The organism is Rosenbergiella metrosideri, assembly GCF_022602565.1.
Classification (GTDB): domain Bacteria; phylum Pseudomonadota; class Gammaproteobacteria; order Enterobacterales; family Enterobacteriaceae; genus Rosenbergiella; species Rosenbergiella metrosideri.
In genome coordinates this window covers 60,625-79,468 of the sequence record NZ_JALBCV010000002.1, presented here as the reverse complement: position 1 = coordinate 79,468, position 18,844 = coordinate 60,625, and the positions used below count along the sequence as shown (strand labels likewise).

24 protein-coding genes are annotated in these 18,844 nt (G+C 46.1%); 6 read left to right on the top strand and 18 right to left on the bottom strand.

The genetic code is table 11. The annotated features are described in order from the left end of the window. Positions 1–38: 38 nt before the first annotated feature. A complete protein-coding gene (proC, locus tag MKR94_RS02830; RefSeq protein WP_241645372.1) occupies positions 39–851 on the top strand; it encodes a pyrroline-5-carboxylate reductase in 813 nt (270 codons plus the stop codon). A 102-nt stretch (positions 852–953) separates the two neighbouring features. On the opposite strand, the gene MKR94_RS02825 is transcribed toward proC, so the two are convergent. The 4 genes from MKR94_RS02825 to MKR94_RS02810 form a co-directional block, all read right to left on the bottom strand. Continuing rightward, positions 954–1,256: a PsiF family protein gene (locus MKR94_RS02825; RefSeq protein WP_048911639.1), complete on the bottom strand. Its 303-nt coding sequence runs from the start codon at positions 1,254–1,256 to the stop codon at positions 954–956. A gap of 103 nt (positions 1,257–1,359) precedes the next feature. Continuing rightward, complete coding sequence (locus MKR94_RS02820) at positions 1,360–1,512, bottom strand: hypothetical protein (RefSeq protein ID WP_168174406.1); 153 nt, start codon at positions 1,510–1,512, stop codon at positions 1,360–1,362. Between the two features lie 145 nt (positions 1,513–1,657). Beyond that, positions 1,658–1,948: an I78 family peptidase inhibitor gene (locus MKR94_RS02815; protein WP_241645371.1), complete on the bottom strand. Its 291-nt coding sequence runs from the start codon at positions 1,946–1,948 to the stop codon at positions 1,658–1,660. A 71-nt stretch (positions 1,949–2,019) separates the two neighbouring features. After that, complete coding sequence (locus MKR94_RS02810; protein ID WP_241645370.1) at positions 2,020–2,217, bottom strand: hypothetical protein; 198 nt, start codon at positions 2,215–2,217, stop codon at positions 2,020–2,022. Between the two features lie 140 nt (positions 2,218–2,357). On the opposite strand from MKR94_RS02810, the gene MKR94_RS02805 reads away from it, so the two are divergent. Together MKR94_RS02805 and MKR94_RS02800 are read left to right on the top strand one after the other, a co-directional pair. Further along, positions 2,358–2,540: a hypothetical protein gene (locus MKR94_RS02805; protein WP_092675674.1), complete on the top strand. Its 183-nt coding sequence runs from the start codon at positions 2,358–2,360 to the stop codon at positions 2,538–2,540. Between the two features lie 41 nt (positions 2,541–2,581). Then, a complete protein-coding gene (locus MKR94_RS02800; protein WP_241645369.1) occupies positions 2,582–2,848 on the top strand; it encodes a hypothetical protein in 267 nt (88 codons plus the stop codon). A gap of 22 nt (positions 2,849–2,870) precedes the next feature. On the opposite strand, the gene MKR94_RS02795 is transcribed toward MKR94_RS02800, so the two are convergent. From MKR94_RS02795 to ffh, 8 genes are all read right to left on the bottom strand, one after another. After that, positions 2,871–3,302, bottom strand: coding sequence for an OsmC family protein (locus MKR94_RS02795; RefSeq protein ID WP_241645368.1), 432 nt, complete (start codon positions 3,300–3,302; stop codon positions 2,871–2,873). A gap of 60 nt (positions 3,303–3,362) precedes the next feature. Continuing rightward, a complete protein-coding gene (gene adhP / locus MKR94_RS02790; RefSeq protein ID WP_241645367.1) occupies positions 3,363–4,388 on the bottom strand; it encodes an alcohol dehydrogenase AdhP in 1,026 nt (341 codons plus the stop codon). Between the two features lie 134 nt (positions 4,389–4,522). After that, complete coding sequence (locus MKR94_RS02785) at positions 4,523–5,806, bottom strand: cystathionine gamma-synthase family protein (protein WP_241645366.1); 1,284 nt, start codon at positions 5,804–5,806, stop codon at positions 4,523–4,525. Positions 5,807–6,033: 227 nt separating this feature from the next. Continuing rightward, complete coding sequence (rplS, locus tag MKR94_RS02780; RefSeq protein ID WP_048912526.1) at positions 6,034–6,381, bottom strand: 50S ribosomal protein L19; 348 nt, start codon at positions 6,379–6,381, stop codon at positions 6,034–6,036. 41 nt (positions 6,382–6,422) lie between these two features. Then, positions 6,423–7,184, bottom strand: a complete 762-nt coding sequence (gene trmD, locus MKR94_RS02775; RefSeq protein WP_241645365.1) for a tRNA (guanosine(37)-N1)-methyltransferase TrmD — start codon at positions 7,182–7,184, stop codon at positions 6,423–6,425. Positions 7,185–7,217: 33 nt separating this feature from the next. Then, positions 7,218–7,766: a ribosome maturation factor RimM gene (gene rimM, locus MKR94_RS02770; RefSeq protein ID WP_048912528.1), complete on the bottom strand. Its 549-nt coding sequence runs from the start codon at positions 7,764–7,766 to the stop codon at positions 7,218–7,220. Between the two features lie 18 nt (positions 7,767–7,784). Continuing rightward, positions 7,785–8,033, bottom strand: a complete 249-nt coding sequence (gene rpsP / locus MKR94_RS02765) for a 30S ribosomal protein S16 (RefSeq protein WP_048912529.1) — start codon at positions 8,031–8,033, stop codon at positions 7,785–7,787. Between the two features lie 142 nt (positions 8,034–8,175). Beyond that, positions 8,176–9,537, bottom strand: a complete 1,362-nt coding sequence (ffh, locus tag MKR94_RS02760) for a signal recognition particle protein (RefSeq protein ID WP_048912530.1) — start codon at positions 9,535–9,537, stop codon at positions 8,176–8,178. 168 nt (positions 9,538–9,705) lie between these two features. Here ffh and MKR94_RS02755 point away from each other — a divergent pair, with 168 nt between their 5' ends. The 3 genes from MKR94_RS02755 to MKR94_RS02745 all read left to right on the top strand — a co-directional run bounded on the left by MKR94_RS02755 (position 9,706) and on the right by MKR94_RS02745 (position 13,768). Continuing rightward, entirely contained in the window at positions 9,706–10,497 is a 792-nt protein-coding gene (locus tag MKR94_RS02755; protein WP_241645364.1) for a cytochrome C assembly family protein, read from the top strand. Positions 10,498–10,508: 11 nt separating this feature from the next. Beyond that, positions 10,509–11,786, top strand: coding sequence for an HlyC/CorC family transporter (locus MKR94_RS02750; protein ID WP_241645363.1), 1,278 nt, complete (start codon positions 10,509–10,511; stop codon positions 11,784–11,786). Positions 11,787–11,941: 155 nt separating this feature from the next. Next, on the top strand, positions 11,942–13,768 hold the full coding sequence (locus MKR94_RS02745; protein ID WP_241645362.1) for a glycoside hydrolase family 15 protein: 1,827 nt from the start codon (positions 11,942–11,944) through the stop codon (positions 13,766–13,768). Positions 13,769–13,805: 37 nt separating this feature from the next. Here MKR94_RS02745 and MKR94_RS02740 read toward each other — a convergent pair whose 3' ends face one another. The 6 genes from MKR94_RS02740 to gshA form a co-directional block, all read right to left on the bottom strand. Then, positions 13,806–14,042: a DUF2171 domain-containing protein gene (locus tag MKR94_RS02740; protein ID WP_048912534.1), complete on the bottom strand. Its 237-nt coding sequence runs from the start codon at positions 14,040–14,042 to the stop codon at positions 13,806–13,808. Positions 14,043–14,268: 226 nt separating this feature from the next. Further along, positions 14,269–14,712, bottom strand: coding sequence for a hypothetical protein (locus MKR94_RS02735; protein WP_241645361.1), 444 nt, complete (start codon positions 14,710–14,712; stop codon positions 14,269–14,271). A gap of 601 nt (positions 14,713–15,313) precedes the next feature. Continuing rightward, positions 15,314–15,604 carry a hypothetical protein gene (locus MKR94_RS02730; protein ID WP_241645360.1) on the bottom strand — a complete coding sequence of 97 codons (291 nt, stop codon included), beginning with the start codon at positions 15,602–15,604 and terminating at the stop codon, positions 15,314–15,316. Then, a complete protein-coding gene (locus tag MKR94_RS02725) occupies positions 15,570–16,160 on the bottom strand; it encodes a COG1361 family protein (RefSeq protein ID WP_241645359.1) in 591 nt (196 codons plus the stop codon). The genes MKR94_RS02730 and MKR94_RS02725 overlap by 35 nt, the downstream gene beginning before the upstream one ends. 194 nt (positions 16,161–16,354) lie before the next feature. Next, positions 16,355–16,870: an S-ribosylhomocysteine lyase gene (luxS, locus tag MKR94_RS02720; RefSeq protein ID WP_048912538.1), complete on the bottom strand. Its 516-nt coding sequence runs from the start codon at positions 16,868–16,870 to the stop codon at positions 16,355–16,357. 153 nt (positions 16,871–17,023) lie between these two features. After that, on the bottom strand, positions 17,024–18,625 hold the full coding sequence (gene gshA / locus MKR94_RS02715) for a glutamate--cysteine ligase (protein ID WP_241645358.1): 1,602 nt from the start codon (positions 18,623–18,625) through the stop codon (positions 17,024–17,026). Between the last annotated feature and the right edge of the window lie 219 nt (positions 18,626–18,844).

The window sequence follows — 18,844 nt, the reverse complement described above, 5'->3', positions numbered from 1 at the left end:
TTCTCGTGGATTTGTCATAGATAAGGTTTAACAGCGATATGAAAAACGTAAAGATAGGCTTTCTAGGATGTGGCAATATGGCCAGCGCAATGATTAGCGGCTTAATCAAAAGTAAGGCCATACCCGCTGAAAATATTCTCGTCTTTGACCGTAAACCTAAAACGAATAGTGATCTTCACGACCAATTTGGCGTGACCGCAATGGATAGCGCGAATCAACTCGCCGAAAAAGCGGACTACCTGATTGCTGCCGTGAAGCCCAATGCCTTGCTGGCAATACTTGATAAGCTCTCCGCTGATCTGCGTAAAGAAACAGTGATCGTTTCGGTCGCGGCAGGTGTGACGTTAGATGCTTTAGCTTCAGCGCTGCCAGAAGCGCAAAAAATTATCCGTGTCATGCCGAACACGCCTTGTCTGGTGGGAGAAGGCATGAGCTCTATCACCCCTAACAGTCATGTCACGGAACAAGAGACTGATACGGTGGTAACACTCTTTAGCCAATTCGGTAAAGCCGAAGTCGTCAGTGAAAGCCTGATCCATGCAGTAGTCGGTGTCAGTGGTTCAGCCCCTGCGTATATTTATATCTTAATTGAAGCCATGGCAGATGCTGCAGTCTTAGCGGGCATGCCTCGTGCAAAAGCTTACCAATTTGCTGCACAAGCAGTGAAAGGTTCGGCAGAAATGGTGTTAGAGAGCGGTAAACATCCTGGCGAATTGAAAGATAATGTGTGCTCACCCGGCGGTACCACTATTGAAGCCGTGGCCATGCTGGAAGAGACCGGCTTTCGTTCGTCGATTATGCAAGCCATGCAAGCGTGTATCGCAAAGTCGGATGCCTTAAGCAAGAAGTAGCGTAGGAACAGTAAGAGGTTCAGGGCCTTGAAGCGCAGCTTAGGCAAGTATTGTTAGAAAGAATCACCCAATACGGTATACCCGATATTGGGTGATTAAATTTTAAGATTTCTTCAGGCAGCTACTCATAAATGACTTACGCTCTGTACCGGCTAATTTCTTATCTTTAGCGGTAGCATTACAAGTCTTCATTTTTTGCTGCTGGGCAGTTAAGCCAGACGCTTTACTGTCTTTCTTCAAACAATTACTCATAAAGCTCTTGCGGCTATCGCCTTTTAAGCTTTGTGAGCTCGCCTGCTGATTACATACCGTCATCTTTTGTTGCTGAGCGGTTTTTTCAGCTGCTGAAGCATAACCTGCGACTAAAGTCGTTGCTAAGGCAAGCGTCATTAACATCTGTTTCATTCTACTTCTCCTTATGAGTCAATAGTGTAATTCACAGATACTCTGTAGAATTATTTAACAGAATACACCGAATTTATGAAGGTTCGAAGAAACTATTTGTTAATTAACGTGATTGGCTATAGCCAAAATGAGGACCACCTGGGCCGCCACCACCGCCACCGCCGCCACCACCTGGGCCACCCCAAGGGGGTAAAATGCAGCCGCTTAAGCTTGCGGTGAGTGCCAGCACCGATACAATTTTAATTAATGTTTTCATCTGCACATCCTTCTTTTTCTCAGAGATTGAATTCTATCTCGAGAACCAACCAGAAAAATCTGCAACTGAATGGGGTTAATACTTAATAACCGAGCTTTACTTAACCCCTACACTCAGTTGATTAAACGCTTGCACTCTTAACGAATCAACCGCAATACACTCGGGTGATAATGCCCTTATCATCGGCAAGAAAATTTATTCTACGTAGGACAAAGTCCATTGTGACTGATGCATAAGCAGGTATCGCTCTGACAGGTTGTTCGAGTTGTAAATTATCAACTGCCGTCAGCGGCTTTCCGACATAATTCTGAAATTGAGAGGCGCTACACATATCGTCATCCGGCAGATACTGCGGACGCGCGGCTTGGTCGGAATGGCTGCAAGCAGAGAGTAGCGAGCACAATAGTATAGAGGGCAATAGCGTGAAACGTTTCATAAAAGCCTCATAGAACACTCTATCAATCGGGAGCTTGCAGGTAAGATCGCCTTCTACTCCCGAGTAGAAGATTAATTATGACGATCCTGTTCAAAGTGTTTTTTGAACTGCTCGTAAATCGACAACATATTACTGGCATCGCCTTGCAGGGGACTTAACTTACCTGCTCGTACTAATTCGACTACCAGTTGTAGGGCGGCTTGTTTAGGATGCTTGTCTGGATGAGCGATATTTTCATTATCCGAAGGACGTGGGGGTAATTCCGACATAATTAACCTTATTTTCTTAAACGTAATGGCAAGGATAGTGTAACTCAGTTGACGCTTTTCTGGCAGAATAGTGGCACTGAAAATTAGATAATCTCATTAAATGACAATGGGCCTTCTCTAAACCCACACAGGAGTCAGGCATGCTAATAGGATTTGTATTACTGGTGAGCGCTTGTGGAAATGATGCTTGCGATGCCTTACCTGTAACAGAAACTATTTACCCAACTCTCGCAATGTGTCAACAAATGGAAGCCCGCGTTCACAAGGTAAGACCAAATGTTGTGTTACTGTGTGGCGAAGTCCACCGAGACCATCCCGATTAATCATGGTTGATGATTCGTTACAACGCACGGATACCCCTAACATGAGAGCTGTGGCTCGTCGCCCACGTCGACCTACGGGTCATTGGGTTTATTATTTACTCGAAGAGGGACTATTATGGCCCTGCCCTGTTCACTGGGAGTGGGAAAACAGTTACGGCGGCTGGCTACCCTTCTATTGTTCACCGACATTAGATTATATCTCAGCGGATCCGAGTAAAGTGGTGAAGCGGCCCAAGACGTCGGCATCAACTACAGCGACGGTAGCACGATTGAGGGAGGTTAAGTTGCAGGGTCGAGAAGAAGAGTGACGCCGAAGCGTCACTGACAGTATTAGGCGTTAAGCGTATAGTCGAGAGTAATTTCAGCATCGAACAGCTGTGATACTGGGCACCCCTCTTTGGCTTGATTGATGATTTTGTCGAACTCTTTTTCATCAATGCCCGGTAGCTCCACGTTGCTCTTTAGTGCAACTTTAGTAATTTTGAAGCCTTCTCCAGCTTTATCTAGCGAGACTGTCGCCGTGGTATCAATACTTTTCGGGGTGTGCCCTGCATTACCAAGCATCAGGGACAGTGCCATGGAGAAACATGCAGCGTGGGCACCGCCGAGTAATTCTTCAGGATTGGTACCGGTCTTACCTTCAAAGCGGGTATTAAATCCGTAAGGTTGTTCGCTAAGCGCACCACTTTCGGTGCTAACTGTGCCTTTACCTTCTTTGATTGGACCTTCCCAATGCGCTGAACCACTTTTCAGAATCGTCATAACCACTCCTAGTCAAAGTATGTTTCATTCAGTATAGAAGTGATTAGCGAATCTTCAACCTCATCGAGAAGAGGTATTATTTTTAAAGTCGATCACCACGCGGCCTGAAATCTTACCAGCGTGCATTTCGTCAAAAATTGTGTTGATCGCTTCAATCGGGCGTAGTGTCACTTTCGGCGTGACTTTGCCTTCTGCCGCAAACTGAAAGGCTTCCGCCAAATCGGTGCGCGTTCCCACTAATGAGCCGACAACTTGTATTCCATCTAAGACTAAACGTGGAATATCGAGCGCCATCGATTCTGGGGGTAAGCCAATCGCGACCACTTTCGCCCCAGCTCTAACGCTAAAGACCGCTGACTGAAAGGCAGACTTCGCTACGGCGGTCACTAGTGCGGCATGAGCACCGCCGCATTTCTCTTGAATTATTGCCGCCGCATCGTGATCGCGTGAATTAATCACGACATCCGCCCCCAACGAGGAGGCCAAAGCCAATTGTTGCTCGTTAATATCCACCGCAATAACTTTGGCATTAAACACGTTTTTAGCATACTGCAAAGCAAGATTGCCCAGTCCCCCTAGGCCGAAAATTGCTACCCACTCACCTGGACGAATATCACTGACCTTAAGCCCTTTATAGGTGGTAACCCCCGCACAGGAAATACTGCTGGCCGCCGCGGAGTCCAGCCCTTCTGGCACTTTGACCGCATAATCGGCGTGGACAATACATTGCTCAGCCATTCCACCGTCAACGCTATATCCGGCATTTTTCACCGAACGACACAGCGTTTCCCTCCCTGAATTACAGTATTCACAATGTCCACAGCCTTGATAGAACCAAGCCACACTAGCGCGATCGCCGAGCTTTAATGCGGTTACGCCAGGCCCCAGTTGGCTCACAATACCAATCCCTTCATGACCAAGTACGACTCCCGTTTTATCGCCAAAATCGCCATTTTTGACGTGTAAATCGGTATGGCACACACCACAGCATTCCATAGTGAGCAATGCTTCACCATGCTCTAAGGGCCTTAGATGTTTGTCTTCAACACTGACTCGATGATCATGAGTGACTATAGCGGCTTTCATCTCGTACCTCTCAGTAAAAGTGATTAACAATCCACCGCTACTCTACGCCTTTACCCTTTATGTAAATTGATTCAGATCAAATATTAGCAAACGAATAGTTAAGTTTTTATGACTTATTTGATAGGTCGCACAACTCATAACGTCTCAAGCGCCTGCCTTAAATCGGCAATCAAATCGTCAGCATACTCTATTCCTATCGAGATACGGATGGTGGTATCAAAGATGGAAAATTTTTCACGAACAGCTTTGGCTACCCCTGAGTGAGTCGTTGACGCAGGATGGCTGATAAGTGACTCCGTTCCGCCTAAACTTACTGCTAATTTGAATATTTTCAGTGCATTAAGGAAACGAAAAGCTTCAACTTCATTCTGCCCTACCTCAAACGAAAAGGTAGACCCTCCGCCGGTACACTGTTTATCGTAAAGCGCGCTTAATTGGCTTCCTGGTGTGAAAAGAGGTGGATAGGTAACGGCTGATATTTTCGCATGCTGCTGAAGATAACGAGCGACATGCTGCGCATTATCTGCCGCTTTCTCCATACGTAACTGTAATGTTTCTAAAGAACGCCCTAACATCCAACTGGTGTGGGGATCTAACTGTGTCCCAATGGCGCTACGCATCTGTTTAATCTTTGTAATGAGCGTGTGACTCCCCAGTGCGGCCCCTGCCACGAGATCAGAGTGGCCACCGACATATTTAGTCAATGAATAGACGGTAATATCGGCCCCTAACGTCAAAGGTTTCTGGAAAATAGGCCCTAATAATGTGTTATCACAGATAATAAAAGGTCTAGTTCCCTGTTGCTGCTCCAGCTCATCGGCTAATTGAGCAAGTAAGCTGATATCTGTCATAGCATTAGTGGGATTGGCGGGCGTTTCGACAAAAATTGCGGTAATTGGGCCCCGCTGCGTGGCTTGATTAGCATCCTGTCGTAATACGGAAAGATCGCTAGTGTCTTGGAGGGGATAAGGTTGAATACCAAAACGTGATAGCGTCTTATTAAATAACGTTTCAGTCCCCCCGTATAAGGGTTGAGACGTTAAAATAGTCTCCCCTGGTTGACACAGCGCCATCAAGACTGTGGTGATGGCTGACATCCCTGAAGAGAACAGCACTCCCCGCTCAGCCCCTTCATATAACGCTAAACGGTCTTCGACAATCTCACTATTGGGATGATTGAAGCGTGAATAGACCAGGCCTTCTCTTTGCCCCTCCGGTGCAGGTGTACGACCACTGGTGACGTTAAAAAATGCTTTTCCTTCTTCTGCAGTACGAAAGATAAAGGTCGAGGATAAAAATATCGGCGGTTTGACGGCTCCCTCCGACAACATGGGGTCGTAGCCATAACTGGTCATTAGCGTCTGAGGGTGGAGCACATGCTCGCCCTGTGCGGTACTGAGGGTTTTACGATCGCCCATAATATCTCCTTGAGGTTCTGAAACTGTGTAGGCCATTAAACAGAAGAGGGAGTGTAGCGAAAGTTTTCAGTTTTACTTAATCACCTTTATTAAGAAGATTATGCTAAAAAAAGATATTGACCTCGATAATGCTTTGGTAAGAAGAATGTTTTATCCATAAAAAAGGGGCTGGCCACTGGCCAACCCCTTGTTCATTATTAACTTTTCGATGTCGCGTTAGCGAGACCTTAGTTAAGACGCTCTTTGATACGAGCTGACTTACCAGTACGCTCACGCAGGTAGTACAGTTTAGCTTGACGTACAGCACCACGACGTTTGACAGTAATGCTGTCAATAACAGGTGAGTGAGTTTGGAAAACACGCTCAACACCTTCGCCGTTTGAAATCTTACGAACAGTGAATGCAGAGTGCAGACCGCGGTTACGGATAGCGATAACCACGCCCTCGAATGCCTGCAGACGTTTTTTAGAACCTTCAACGACCCATACTTTCACTTCCACGTTGTCACCTGGACGGAAGGAAGGTACGTCCTGTTTCATCTGCTCTTGTTCAATTTGTTTAATAATGTTGCTCATAATTGTATCTCTTATCCTGGGTAAACTGATATTAAGGGAAGTCAGACTTCCTCATCATCATGTTGTTGTTGATATTCCTTGCGGAACGTATTCAACAATTTTACTTGCTCTTCAGTCAGAGCCAGGTTTTCCAGAAGTTCAGGTCTTCTCAACCAAGTACGTCCTAGCGACTGTTTCATGCGCCAGCGTTTTATCTCAGCGTGATTTCCCGACAGCAATACTGCTGGGACCTCTTCACCTTCTAACACCTCAGGGCGGGTATAATGTGGGCAGTCGAGTAAACCTTCAGAGAAAGAATCCTCATCTGCTGACGCTTGTTTGCCCAAGACTCCAGGAATAAACCGAGAGACTGAGTCAATCATCGTCATAGCGGGGAGCTCCCCACCACTTAACACGTAATCGCCAATTGACCATTCTTCATCAACTTCAGCATTGATTACACGCTCATCAATCCCTTCATAACGGCCACAGACAAAAATTAATTTGTGCTGTGTCGCTAATTCGCAAACCCCTTGTTGATCGAGTTTGCGACCTTGAGGCGAGAGATAAATCACTTTCGCGTTATCACCCGCTGCGGCACGTGCTGCATGAATGGCATCCCGTAAAGGTTGAACCATCATTAACATTCCAGGCCCCCCACCATAAGGACGATCGTCCACGGTGCGATGCTTGTCATGCGCGAAATCACGAGGACTCCAGCATTGAATGTTTAGCAGGCCATTTTTGACCGCTCGGCCAGTTACCCCGTACTCGGTAATCGCTCGAAACATTTCAGGAAACAGGGTGATAACACCAATCCACATATTTCGTCGCTCAGTTACCGTGATATCCGGAGATCAAAAACCAGGATCCCAATCCACTTCAATGGTAGAAGTGTCGAGATCGACTTTTCTGATAACCTGTTCATCAAGAAACGGAATTAACCGCTCCTTCGCACCAAAAGCATCTTTCAGGTTTGCCTTAACGACTAAAACGTCGTTCGATCCGGTTTCCATCAAATCAATGACTTTCCCCATCTCGTAGCCTTGGAGGTTAACCACCTTGCAACCCATTAGGTCTTTCCAGTAGTAATCACCATTATCCAACGCAGGCAAGTCAGCAGCGTTAACCGATATCTCGGCATTCGTCAATTGGGCTGCTGCATCACGATCATCAATACCTTTGACCTTGATGATCAGATCCTGATTGTGATGACGCCAACTCTCCAGTTCGATCAACTGCCATTTACCGGCATGTTGAATAAACCAAGGTTGATAGTCAAAAATACTTTCAGCATTTTCGGTGGAGGAAAACACTTTGAGCCAACCGCGAATCCCGTAGGGCGCACCCAACTTCCCCAAAATAAGTGGGTTAGCAGGAGGCTGTGCGGAGTTAGTTTTGGTCATGCTCACCACCGTGACAGATTAAGCTGCTTTTTTTGCTTCTTTAACTAGTGCATTCACACGATCAGACAGAGTTGCACCCTGACCAACCCAGTGTTCAATGCGATCTAAATCAAGACGCAGACCTTCAGCCTGGCCAGAAGCAACCGGGTTGAAGAAACCAACACGCTCGATAAAACGACCGTTACGTGCATTGCGGCTATCAGTGACAACCACTTGGTAGAACGGACGCTTTTTTGCGCCGTGACGTGCTAAACGAATTGTTACCATAACATCCTCTTGAGTTAATAAAACAACTGGGCCCCATCGAGGAACGGGGCCCAGGTGCAATATAAAAGCCCGAAAATTTTACTTATTTTGGCGTAAAAAGCAACCGATAATGTAAAATCGCTCGAGTCTTTTCGTTTTGGGCTTAACGCCCAGGGAATCCAGGTGGCATCATGCCTTTCATGCCACGCATCATCTTGGCCATACCACCCTTCTTCATTTTCTTCATCATGCGCTGCATATCATCGAATTGCTTAAGCAGACGATTCACATCCTGAACTTGTAACCCACAGCCTGTCGCAATACGGCGTTTACGAGATCCCTTGATAATCTCAGGCTTAGCACGTTCTTGACGCGTCATGGAATTGATGATGGCTTCCATACGGACCAACACCTTATCGTCCATTTGCGATTTCATGTTATCTGGCAGCTGGCCCATACCTGGCAATTTACCCATCAGGCTAGTCAGTCCACCCATGTTACGCATCTGCTTTAATTGCTGCAGGAAGTCATCTAAATCGAAACCATCGCCACTCTTAAGCTTCTTCGCCAGTTTTTCAGCTTCTTTGTGGTCAACTTTGCTTTCAATATCTTCGATAAGAGAAAGCATGTCGCCCATGCCTAAAATCCGCGAGGCAATACGATCTGGATAGAACGGGTCTAGGGCTTCGGTCTTTTCACCGACACCCATGAATTTAATTGGTTTACCCGTGATATGACGAATTGACAGTGCCGCACCACCGCGCGCATCACCATCAACTTTGGTTAGTACGACGCCGGTTAGCGGCAGTGCTTCGTTAAACGCTTTTGCCGTGTTCGCCGCATCTTGCCCGGTCATGGCATCGACGACAAACAGTGTTTCGACTGGGTTAAGCGCGGCGTGGACATCTTTAATTTCGTCCATCATCGCTTCGTCGACGTGCAAACGCCCTGCGGTATCGACGATTAGCACATCATAGAATTTTAACTTCGCTTCTTTCAGTGCTTGGTTAACGATATCAACAGGCTTCTGACTGACATCAGAAGGGAAGAAATCGATATTCACTTGCTCGGCTAACGTTTCAAGCTGGCGAATCGCCGCTGGACGGTATACGTCGGCGGAGACCACTAATACTTTTTTCTTCTGCTTTTCGCGCAGGAATTTACCAAGCTTACCGACACTGGTGGTTTTCCCCGCACCTTGCAGGCCAGCCATTAGGATAACCGCTGGAGGCTGTGCCGCGAGATTCAAGGCATTATTTTCAGCGCCCATCGCCGCGACTAATTCATCACGAACAATTTTGATGAACTCTTGACCCGGGGTGAGGCTTTTATTTACGTCATGGCCGACGGCACTTTCTTTCACCCGGGCGATAAACTCGCGTACAACCGGAAGCGCCACATCGGCTTCTAGTAAAGCCATACGGACTTCACGCAACGTTTCTTTAATATTTTCTTCGGTCAGCCTGCCGCGACCGCTGATATTGCGCAGTGTTTGCGACAATCGATCTGTTAAGTTATCAAACATTATCCACTACTCAGATATAGGCTGGCGAAGCCGCCTGTGAGACATATTGTGCCTATCATAGCATGAAGTTACAGAGATCTCTGCAATTGTACTGAGATCGTTTGGCGCAGGCAGCAGGTAACGTTATACTGGACGTTTACTGGCAATATTTAAACGAATCCATCATCTATGTCTTTGTTTGCGATAGTGGCGTTATTCGCCTATTCCCTAAGTCTTGCGCTAATCATACCTAGCCTGCTGACTCGCAGTAATGGCTGGCGGATGATGGCGATGCTTTCTGCGATTGTGGCGCTTATTTGCCACGGAGTCGCCATTGAGCAACGGATCTTCAATCTCGAAAGCAGCCAAAACTTTAGCCTACTTAATATCGGCTCAGTAATCAGCCTCATCATCTGCGCGGTCATGACCATTGTCGCCTCGCGTAATCGGGGCTGGCTCTTACTGCCCTTTGTCTACACCTTTGCCCTGATCAATCTTGCGTTTGCAACCTTTGTACCGAATGCGTTTCTCACCCATTTGGAAGCGACTCCAGGTATTTTAGTGCACATTGGGTTAGCGCTTTTTGCCTATGCAACGCTGATCATTGCGGCACTCTATGCCCTGCAACTGGTCTGGATTGATTATCAGCTTAAGAATAAGAAGCTCTCTTTTAATCATGAAATGCCACCACTGATGGTGTTAGAACGTAAAATGTTCCATATCACCCTGGTCGGATTCGCCTTACTGACCTTAGTCTTGGCCAGTGGTATTTTTTACTTACAGAATTTTTTTAGTGCTGAGAACATGGATAAGGCTATCCTTTCTTTCTTAGCCTGGTTTATTTATCTCATTTTACTTTGGGGACACTACCAAAAAGGTTGGCGAGGACGTCGTATCGTCTGGTTCAATTGTAGTGGCGCCTTTCTGCTCACTATGGCTTACTTCGGTAGCCGCGTACTCCAGCAATTACTCACTCATTAAGGATTGTTTCAGTGGACTCTGTCTCGACCACGTCGTTGATTATTATTTTAGTTGTTATGGTTTTAGTTTCTGCTTGGTTCGCCGGTTCTGAAACCGGCATGATGACGCTTAACCGCTATAAGTTACGGCATCATGCAAAGCAAGGAAACCGTGCAGCAAAACGTGTTGAGAAACTGCTGAAGCGCCCTGACCTACTGATAAGCCTAGTGCTTATCGGTAATAATTTAGTCAATATTTTAGCCTCCTCACTGGCGACAATCGTCGGGATGCGCCTGTACGGTAATGCGGGTGTCGCCATTGCCACCGGGGTATTAACCTTCGTCGTCTTAATTTTTGCTGAGGTTTTACCTAAAACCATCGCCGCACTCTATCCGGAAAAGGTCGCCTACCCAAGTAGCCTTTTACTCGGCCCGATTCAAACAGTCATGTTACCCATCGTTTGGTTATTAAATACTATCACCCGCTTTTTAATGCGCTTGGTCGGGATTAAAACCGCAACATCGATGAGCTCGGCTTTGAGTAAAGAAGAGCTAAGAACCATTGTGTATGAGTCGCGTAATCTGATGTCGCGCCGAAATCAAGATATGTTGCTTTCCGTGTTAGACCTAGAGAAGGTGACCGTAGACGATATTATGATCCCGCGTAACGAAATCGTTGGGATAAACGTCAACGACGATTGGAAAACATTAAGCCGTCAGCTGACTCACTCACCTCATGGTCGTTTAGTGCTCTATCGCGATACCCTTGAGGATTGCGTCGGCATGCTACGTGTGCGGGAAGCTTGGCGTACCATGAACGATAAGCGTGAGTTCACCAAAGAGAATTTATTGCGGGCGGCAGATGAAATCTATTTTATTCCTGAAGGGACTGCCCTTAACCAACAGCTCGTCAAGTTCCAACGAAATAAGAAAAAAACTGGTTTAGTCATCGATGAGTACGGCGATATTAAGGGCTTAGTGACTATCGAAGATATATTAGAAGAGATTGTAGGGGATTTTACCACCTCGATGTCTCCTTCTTTAGCCGAAGAAGTGATGCCACAAAACGATGGATCAGTGCTGATTGATGGCAGTGCTAATGTCCGTGAAATCAATAAAGCCTTTAACTGGGACCTGCCAGAAGATGGTGCGCGTACGATTAACGGTATGCTGCTTGAGTTCCTCGAAGAAATTCCAGAGACGAACACTAAAGTGAAACTGGGCACCTTTGCAATCGATATTCTTGATGTGCAAGATAATATGGTCAAGCAGGTTCGAGTGGTCCCTAACAAGCCTCTTAAACAGAGTTAATCTCCCTTCTCATAACGCGACGCCCCGTCGCGTTTTTTATTTATCGAGCACTCCCCAGCGGTTTTCAAGACAAAACGACTTTCTGTGCCATGCTTAATTAACTTACTGAAAATCAGATTTCACTTAGTTCGTTCGCGCGTCACAAGGAGAAACTCTTGAAGAATAGTCAATACCATTCCCCTGTTCGTCAACAAGGCACTGTTGGTCTTGGTAATTACGCCGCGATTGGCGAAGGCCGTTCAGTCGCATTGATTGCACCCGATGGCGGTATCGACTGGTGGTGCGTTCCGCATATGGACTCCCCTGCCCTATTCGACCGTATTTTGGATAACGATATTGGTGGCTACTTTAGTCTGACCCCTACGGAAGAATATAGCGTTCAGCGACGTTATCGCGAAAACAGTAATATTTTAGAAACTGAGTTTATTACCGCCTCCGGCCGGGCGTTACTTACCGAATCAATCAATAGTAATTTAGCTGGCCCTCTCCCTTGGAATGAATTAGCCAGAAGAATCGAAGGTAAAGAGGGCAATATCAATTTTCAACTCACCATTCGGTTTGGCACACAAGTGGAGACTCGCTCACCTTGGCTCGACACTACCGCACAAGGCAATATTTTCCATATCGGTGACTTGATGGTGATGCTACGCTGCAGCAATGATGTTGAGATCAAGACATGTGAAAATAATCAGGTCATCGCACAGTTAACCAGCCACCCCTCTTCCTCATCGCTCTGCGCCCTATTAGTCTCTTATGCTGAACCCTTAGCCGTTCCGACAATCGACGCAATTGATAAGCGTATCGAGACCAGTCATCTTGCGTGGCAAAACTGGGTAGAAAACTTGAGTTATCAAGGGAGCTACCCACAGCATGTCATCCGCTCCGCGCTCGCATTGAAGTTTCTCTGGTTTTCTCCGACAGGTGCGCTTGCCGCCGCCGCCACGACATCACTCCCTGAAGGTATCGGCGGTGAGAAGAATTATGATTATCGTTATGCTTGGATCCGCGATGCCTGCTTAATCATTAAATCTTTCGTTTATTTAGGTGCGCTGGAAGATTGCCAAGCTGCTTACTCTTGGCTGTCGAAAACCATTATGCGTCACGGTGAGGAACTGCTTACCTGTTACACCTTGGAGGGAGGAGAGGTTCCCGCTGAAACCTACTTAGTGCTACAAGGGTACCAAGACTCGCAGCCTGTACGGAAAGGAAATAATGCTCGCGACCAGCGTCAACTCAGTATGTATGGGGATATGTTAGCGGTCGGACAGTTATTCGTACAATCTGGCCATATTCTTGATTTAGAGACTTCACGGCTATTATGTCGTTTAGCCAACCAATGTGCTGACCGCTGGCGATTAAAGGATTCTGGTATGTGGGAGCTACCGGACCTGCAGCACTACACCCATTCTAAGATGGCGTGCTGGCTCGCTTTAGATGCTGCAGTGGAATTAGCCGACGCGGGGCACCTTGAGCCCACATGGCGCGATCGCTGGGCAGCAGAGCGCGACAGTATCGCGCAATGGGTGGAACAGCACTGCTGGTCGGAAACCCGTCAGGCTTATCGATTCTATTCTGATGATAATGATGAATTGGATGCAGCCTTAACCCTGGTCTATCGATACGGTCAGCGCATTAACAAATCGCGTATGCTTGCAACCTATCGCGCCATGATTGATGAGCTCGGTCATGGTGGACCGCATCTCTACCGTTACAGCCATGTCGAGAAAGAGGAGAGTACTTTTGTCGCCTGCTCATTTTGGATGGTCGAGGCGCTCGCTGCGCTAGATGAAAACGCTCTGGCCGAGCAAAATATGCAAACGATTCTTAAGACTCTGTGTGACAGAGGCAATGTCGAGACCTTCAATGAGATGTTTGATATTCGTACTGGAGAATGGCGAGGAAATCTTCCGCAGGGATTAAGTCATTTAGCGTTAATTTGTGCGGCGCAAGCATTAGGAAATCAGCCGCTGACTGGCTGTTAGAAAGGGTGCTACCCGCCGAGGCGGGTAGCAGATATCTTTAGACTGCTTTCCACTCTTGTTCGACTTCTTGTAGCGTTTTAGACAAGATAACTTTGTTATCGTCAACGCTTGTCACCCATGCTAGCGGGATCAAGTGGTGGCTGCCGTCTGCATTGGGTGCTTTTTTAACCAGCTTGATTTGGTCTTCACTTTCAAAATGGTCGACAACGCCCACAAAGTCGCCATTCTTATCAACTACTTCTGCATGATCTAGGATTTGAGCTTTAGTTACCATTTGAGAGTCCTCGTTATTAAAGGGATTATTTCGAACACTCAAAAAGTGTAGTACAGGATTTACTGATCAAAATAAAAAAAATTAAAAAAATAGTAGCTATAAAGACTAGAGTTTTAATAATTTTGTGCTAAAGAACTAGGGTTTTACTGGAGAAGCTTATTTATTAGAAATAACGGCAGTAATTTAAAAGCGTTAAACCTCCAGCGTAGGGGAGTACTTTTTAATGTTATCTAGCCATCATAGGCCCGATTTTTTCATTAGTAAAATAACGCATTTCTTCATCATAAGTTGGCTCCCCCCCCACACAATATAAATTAAAATTAAACCTTTTTGATATGTTATAGGAGAAGCCCTGAAGATTATACATTAACCACTCAACACGCTCATTTTCTGAGCAATACAAACCAATACTAATATCAGAGTAATTAAAAACCATATCAATATCGAATAAATCCTGATATTTAACCATCCTTAATGCTAGATTAATTATTGTTGATGTATCGCTAACTCTCAAATCAGTTAATCGCTTTATAAATATGCACCCACCTTCAAGTCTAGTTATGAATTCCACTGCTTCCTTATCTGTTTTCTCATGATAAACGTCAACAGGGAAGCCCATTGTTGTAAACTCACTATGGCTCTTTGTTTTAGATAAAATGAACTCTAACATTGGAAAAAGATCGGTTTTATCTACACCTTAAAATAATAATTCATACTTCATTCCTTAATCTATAAAAATATTGAAAGTGCCATCCATATTCAACCTGACCCCACGCCCATCGGGTAGTCTTTTCTCTATAAATAAAACCCCTTTCTGCGTTTTAATTCTCTTAAAATATCCCGGTGCACGGATAATATCTCTTAGATGCGTCATTCCCTGAGCATCTTAAAGTTGAATAGGCCCATGCATTTTACCCCAGGTCTCAGGATACCGTCCTGAATGCTTCGATAAAGCATGCCCGACGGTGGTAATATTTTTATAGGGTAATTTAGCTGATTTAATTATAAGTCTTATTTTACTAAAGGATAACTTCCATGCCTTAACCCCTAAACTAATCCCTTTATGCGTTATGCCAATTCCCACCGCATAAGTCATCGCATTTGCCAAGCGTTGCGGGCTTAATAACGGATTGTAATCATTATCCGGCAGATAGCAGTGGCGTACCGTTGTTGTCGGCGATTAACCAAGCAACCTTAACTGTGTTAAGTGTTACCGCGGGACTTATATCGGCTTACCATAGCGGTTTTTCAGTCAATTGCCCTGCAGCGTCCTAGCGATAGGCGATTCGATTACCCAGCTCATCCCGTTGTGCAGTAAGCTGTCCAGCGAGCTCGTACTGATACTGATATCGGTTGCCCGAAGGACGACTTTCACTCACCACGTTGCCAAAGGCATCTTGTTTGAAGCTCAACTGTCGTCCTAGTGATGTGGTGACGGTGGTAAGCTCGCCATTTGGCTGATAACTGTAGCGAGTCAGCGCTCCGAGGGCATTATATTGACGAACGTCTCTACGTCCTGCGGTATCTTCAACAACTGCCGGTAGGTCTTGTGAAAGGATCATCGCTGTAGACCTCGCTAGGTAGGAAATAATCGACGATAAGTTCAGGGAGGGGTTTTACGATAATTGCAACGGTCTTGACGTCAAACGCCTCATTACGCTCGCTTTGGGTATAGCTGACCTTCGCTGCTAAGTAGTAACGGGTACTGACATCTATTGCTGCCCCGCCAGTCGGAATAATTTGCCAGTGCTGCGTTTCAGCGCCTTGAGCCGCGACCGTAGAGGGGGCGATATTAGGGGCAAGCAACTGATAAAAAAATCGCGCCTGACTTGGTACACTCTCTTTAGACGCTTGCACCGGATTCAACTGGCTATCCAAGAAACGTAATTCTACCTTAACGTTGGTCAGTGGTAGAGGACTGGCGTTACGCAAAGTCAGCCTAGCATCGAACGCTTGCCGTTCAAAAGAGGCTCGCTGACTTAGACTGAAGGTTATCTCTGCGCAGCGTACTTCGGCTGATTGTGCGACAGAGCATGAACTCATCAGATAAATAATCATCACACCACAGAATAGGCGGATAAGAGAATACAGGCAGGTAAATTGTCGTTCAGCGGGCATCCTTGCGCTTCATAGGTGTACTCGACACCAACGAACTGTGCATTCCTTGCACGTCACTGTCTATAAAACATACTTTTTAATCTCACCACAATAGACAATTAAATCAATCCTATCATTTGTGATGAATATCAAAAAAAAGCCGCAACTCGGTTATTACCGGTGCGGCTTATGAAACGCTCAATGACGATGAAGGACTAAATTTCGAGCTCTTTAAGCGTTTCAGCAGGAAGTGCCAACTCTGCATTCTGGTTGACGCGTACATCGTGCGAAATAATATGACGCGCAATATCTTGCGCTTCGCTGAGGGAGTGCATTTCGTACGTCCCGCATTGGTATTCGTTCAACTCAGGAATTTTCTTTTGGTCCTGAACTTTCAATACGTCTTCCATCGCCGCTTTCCATGCCGTGGCCACGCGTTGCTCCGCTGGCGTACCGATAAGGCTCATATAGAAGCCTGTACGGCACCCCATAGGCGAAATATCGATGATTTCTACACCGTCACCGTTTAAATGGTTACGCATAAAGCCGGCAAACAGGTGTTCTAAGGTATGGATACCGCGCTCAGGCATCACTTCTTTATTAGGAATACAGAAACGGAGGTCGAATACGGTGATGGTATCGCCATGTGGGGTATTCATGGTCTTGGCCACACGCACTGCAGGCGCAGCCATACGGGTGTGGTCTACTGTAAAGCTATCCAATAACGGCATATTTCACCTCGCTAAAAAAATTTTCGATTTGATGAACTTTTCACATCACACGACGTCTTAATCTATGAAAGACGCGCAATTGTTATCATCATCCTGACAACTAAGATGTTATTCGGCCACAATGAAGTGGCCTTTTTCTTGTCTGCTAATCGCCTATCCCTTGCGAGAAGCAAGATATTCCTCGAATGAGAGCGTATCGCTCGCTTCAATATTCTGCTGCTCAATAATCGACTCAGCGGCCTTTTCGGCAAAAATATCGTCGTTGAGGATTTCCAAAGGTTCCTGTAGTAATGCTTGACGGTAATTCTCTGCCAAGGTTATCCCACTACCAATAAACCCTTCTTGCTTAATAACACTTAATATCTTACCTGAATAAGTCGTCTCAGGATCGGTAATCATGCCACGTAATGTCTGGCAAGTCGTCTGATAAGCCGTCTCTGTTCCCTGATCCAGAATCTTCGCAATCGAGGCTAATCCATCAAATAGGGCTAATCCAGCCTCTTGCAGCGAGAAGTCCTGCTGTCCACACTCTGCTTTTAGTTTGAGGCCTGGTTTACGCCCTTCTAAAATAACAGTGTTCCAATTGCCCCTAACAAAGCTAAGCTGAGCTTGATCCATCTCAGGTGAATCAATCAAGGCACACCAGATCAGGAATAGATCGAGAAAACGTACCTGCTCTTCGCTGATGCCGGTGGCAGAGAAAGGATTGATATCCAATGAACGCACTTCAATATACTCAATCCCCCCACGCTTCAATGCATCCGAAGGGGCTTCACCACGACGAATGACACGTTTAGGACGGATAGGCGCGTAGAGTTCGTTCTCAATCTGTAAGACATTAGTATTCAGTTGAATACGACGCTGCTGATCATCGAATAATCCCATTTTCTCGTAAGATTCTGAAGGCGTGGCTATCGCTTTTTTCAGACCGGCCACGTACTCCTCTAAAGAGTTAAAAGAGATTTCCAATCCGCTTTGCGATTTATTGGTATACCCCAAGTCGCTAAGCCGTAGCGATGTTGCATAAGGGAACCAACGAGACCCTTGTCCATCGCTCTCCATGGTGTTCAATACAGGATTATCCCCCAAAAAGCTTTCGCAAACCGCTGGTGAAGCGCCAAACAGGTAGGGGATTATCCAGCCGAAACGGTAGTAGTTACGAATAAGGCGAAGATAGCCTTCAGAAGCGATTGCTTGTACAGGTCGAGTGTCATTGTCGGCAAGCGCTCTCGCTTCCCAGAAAGCAACGGGTAAGGAGAAATTATAATGAATACCGGAGATGACCTGCATCAACGAGCCGTAGCGGTGTTTAAGACCTTGGCGGTAGATGTGCTTTATTTTGCCGAGGTTTGAGGAGCCGTAATTGGCTAAGGCAATAGTTTCCGTATCAGTGATGGTGCCTGGAATACTAAACGGCCATAATCGCTCGTCACCAATACTCTTCACCACATGTCTATGCAAGTCACGCAAAAAGGTCAGTAGATGAGGGATATCGCGATCGACAGGTGTAACAAATTCCATTAATGATTCGGCAAAATCAGTAATTATCCAATCGTGGGTCAGTGCTGATCCAAGCGCTTTAGGATGGCCTTGTTCTGATAATGAGCCATCAGCCCGAACACGCAGCGATTCCCGCTCAATGCCTCGTCCAATCCCGGTTAAGAGCTGTGGCTGTTGTTGTAGCCAGCGTAACGCGTTAGTAACGTCAGGTAACACTGACACCTCCCATGGTGAAAGTCTTTTTAATTCAATCATTAGTCAGACAATACTCTAGCCGATTGTCGGCAAGTTGTCGCGGACATGAGTAAACCTTAGATGCTATGACAGTAAAAAGCTATTTTAGCGCAGAACAATTGAATTATTTAATAAAGATTATGCATTTAGGGAAGAAAAGCGAATGGTGCATCCGGGAGGATTCGAACCTCCGACCGCTCGGTTCGTAGCCGAGTACTCTATCCAGCTGAGCTACGGATG

What these genes read in the sequence shown, in the direction of transcription:
- MKR94_RS02735 (WP_241645361.1), bottom strand. Translation starts at nt 14,712, where the DNA reads ATGTTAGAGTTCATTTTATCTAAAACAAAGAGCCATAGTGAGTTTACA.
- adhP (WP_241645367.1), bottom strand. Translation starts at nt 4,388, where the DNA reads ATGAAAGCCGCTATAGTCACTCATGATCATCGAGTCAGTGTTGAAGAC.
- trmD (WP_241645365.1), bottom strand. Translation starts at nt 7,184, where the DNA reads ATGTGGATTGGTGTTATCACCCTGTTTCCTGAAATGTTTCGAGCGATT.
- MKR94_RS02815 (WP_241645371.1), bottom strand. Translation starts at nt 1,948, where the DNA reads ATGAAACGTTTCACGCTATTGCCCTCTATACTATTGTGCTCGCTACTC.
- rplS (WP_048912526.1), bottom strand. Translation starts at nt 6,381, where the DNA reads ATGAGCAACATTATTAAACAAATTGAACAAGAGCAGATGAAACAGGAC.
- rpsP (WP_048912529.1), bottom strand. Translation starts at nt 8,033, where the DNA reads ATGGTAACAATTCGTTTAGCACGTCACGGCGCAAAAAAGCGTCCGTTC.
- luxS (WP_048912538.1), bottom strand. Translation starts at nt 16,870, where the DNA reads ATGCCGTTATTGGATAGCTTTACAGTAGACCACACCCGTATGGCTGCG.
- MKR94_RS02730 (WP_241645360.1), bottom strand. Translation starts at nt 15,604, where the DNA reads ATGATCCTTTCACAAGACCTACCGGCAGTTGTTGAAGATACCGCAGGA.
- MKR94_RS02825 (WP_048911639.1), bottom strand. Translation starts at nt 1,256, where the DNA reads ATGAAACAGATGTTAATGACGCTTGCCTTAGCAACGACTTTAGTCGCA.
- MKR94_RS02805 (WP_092675674.1), top strand. Translation starts at nt 2,358, where the DNA reads ATGCTAATAGGATTTGTATTACTGGTGAGCGCTTGTGGAAATGATGCT.
- rimM (WP_048912528.1), bottom strand. Translation starts at nt 7,766, where the DNA reads ATGACCAAAACTAACTCCGCACAGCCTCCTGCTAACCCACTTATTTTG.
- MKR94_RS02795 (WP_241645368.1), bottom strand. Translation starts at nt 3,302, where the DNA reads ATGACGATTCTGAAAAGTGGTTCAGCGCATTGGGAAGGTCCAATCAAA.
- gshA (WP_241645358.1), bottom strand. Translation starts at nt 18,625, where the DNA reads ATGATTGAATTAAAAAGACTTTCACCATGGGAGGTGTCAGTGTTACCT.
- MKR94_RS02785 (WP_241645366.1), bottom strand. Translation starts at nt 5,806, where the DNA reads ATGGGCGATCGTAAAACCCTCAGTACCGCACAGGGCGAGCATGTGCTC.
- MKR94_RS02725 (WP_241645359.1), bottom strand. Translation starts at nt 16,160, where the DNA reads ATGCCCGCTGAACGACAATTTACCTGCCTGTATTCTCTTATCCGCCTA.
- ffh (WP_048912530.1), bottom strand. Translation starts at nt 9,537, where the DNA reads ATGTTTGATAACTTAACAGATCGATTGTCGCAAACACTGCGCAATATC.
- MKR94_RS02740 (WP_048912534.1), bottom strand. Translation starts at nt 14,042, where the DNA reads ATGGTAACTAAAGCTCAAATCCTAGATCATGCAGAAGTAGTTGATAAG.
- MKR94_RS02820 (WP_168174406.1), bottom strand. Translation starts at nt 1,512, where the DNA reads ATGAAAACATTAATTAAAATTGTATCGGTGCTGGCACTCACCGCAAGC.
- MKR94_RS02810 (WP_241645370.1), bottom strand. Translation starts at nt 2,217, where the DNA reads ATGTCGGAATTACCCCCACGTCCTTCGGATAATGAAAATATCGCTCAT.
- proC (WP_241645372.1), top strand. Translation starts at nt 39, where the DNA reads ATGAAAAACGTAAAGATAGGCTTTCTAGGATGTGGCAATATGGCCAGC.
- MKR94_RS02755 (WP_241645364.1), top strand. Translation starts at nt 9,706, where the DNA reads ATGTCTTTGTTTGCGATAGTGGCGTTATTCGCCTATTCCCTAAGTCTT.
- MKR94_RS02800 (WP_241645369.1), top strand. Translation starts at nt 2,582, where the DNA reads ATGAGAGCTGTGGCTCGTCGCCCACGTCGACCTACGGGTCATTGGGTT.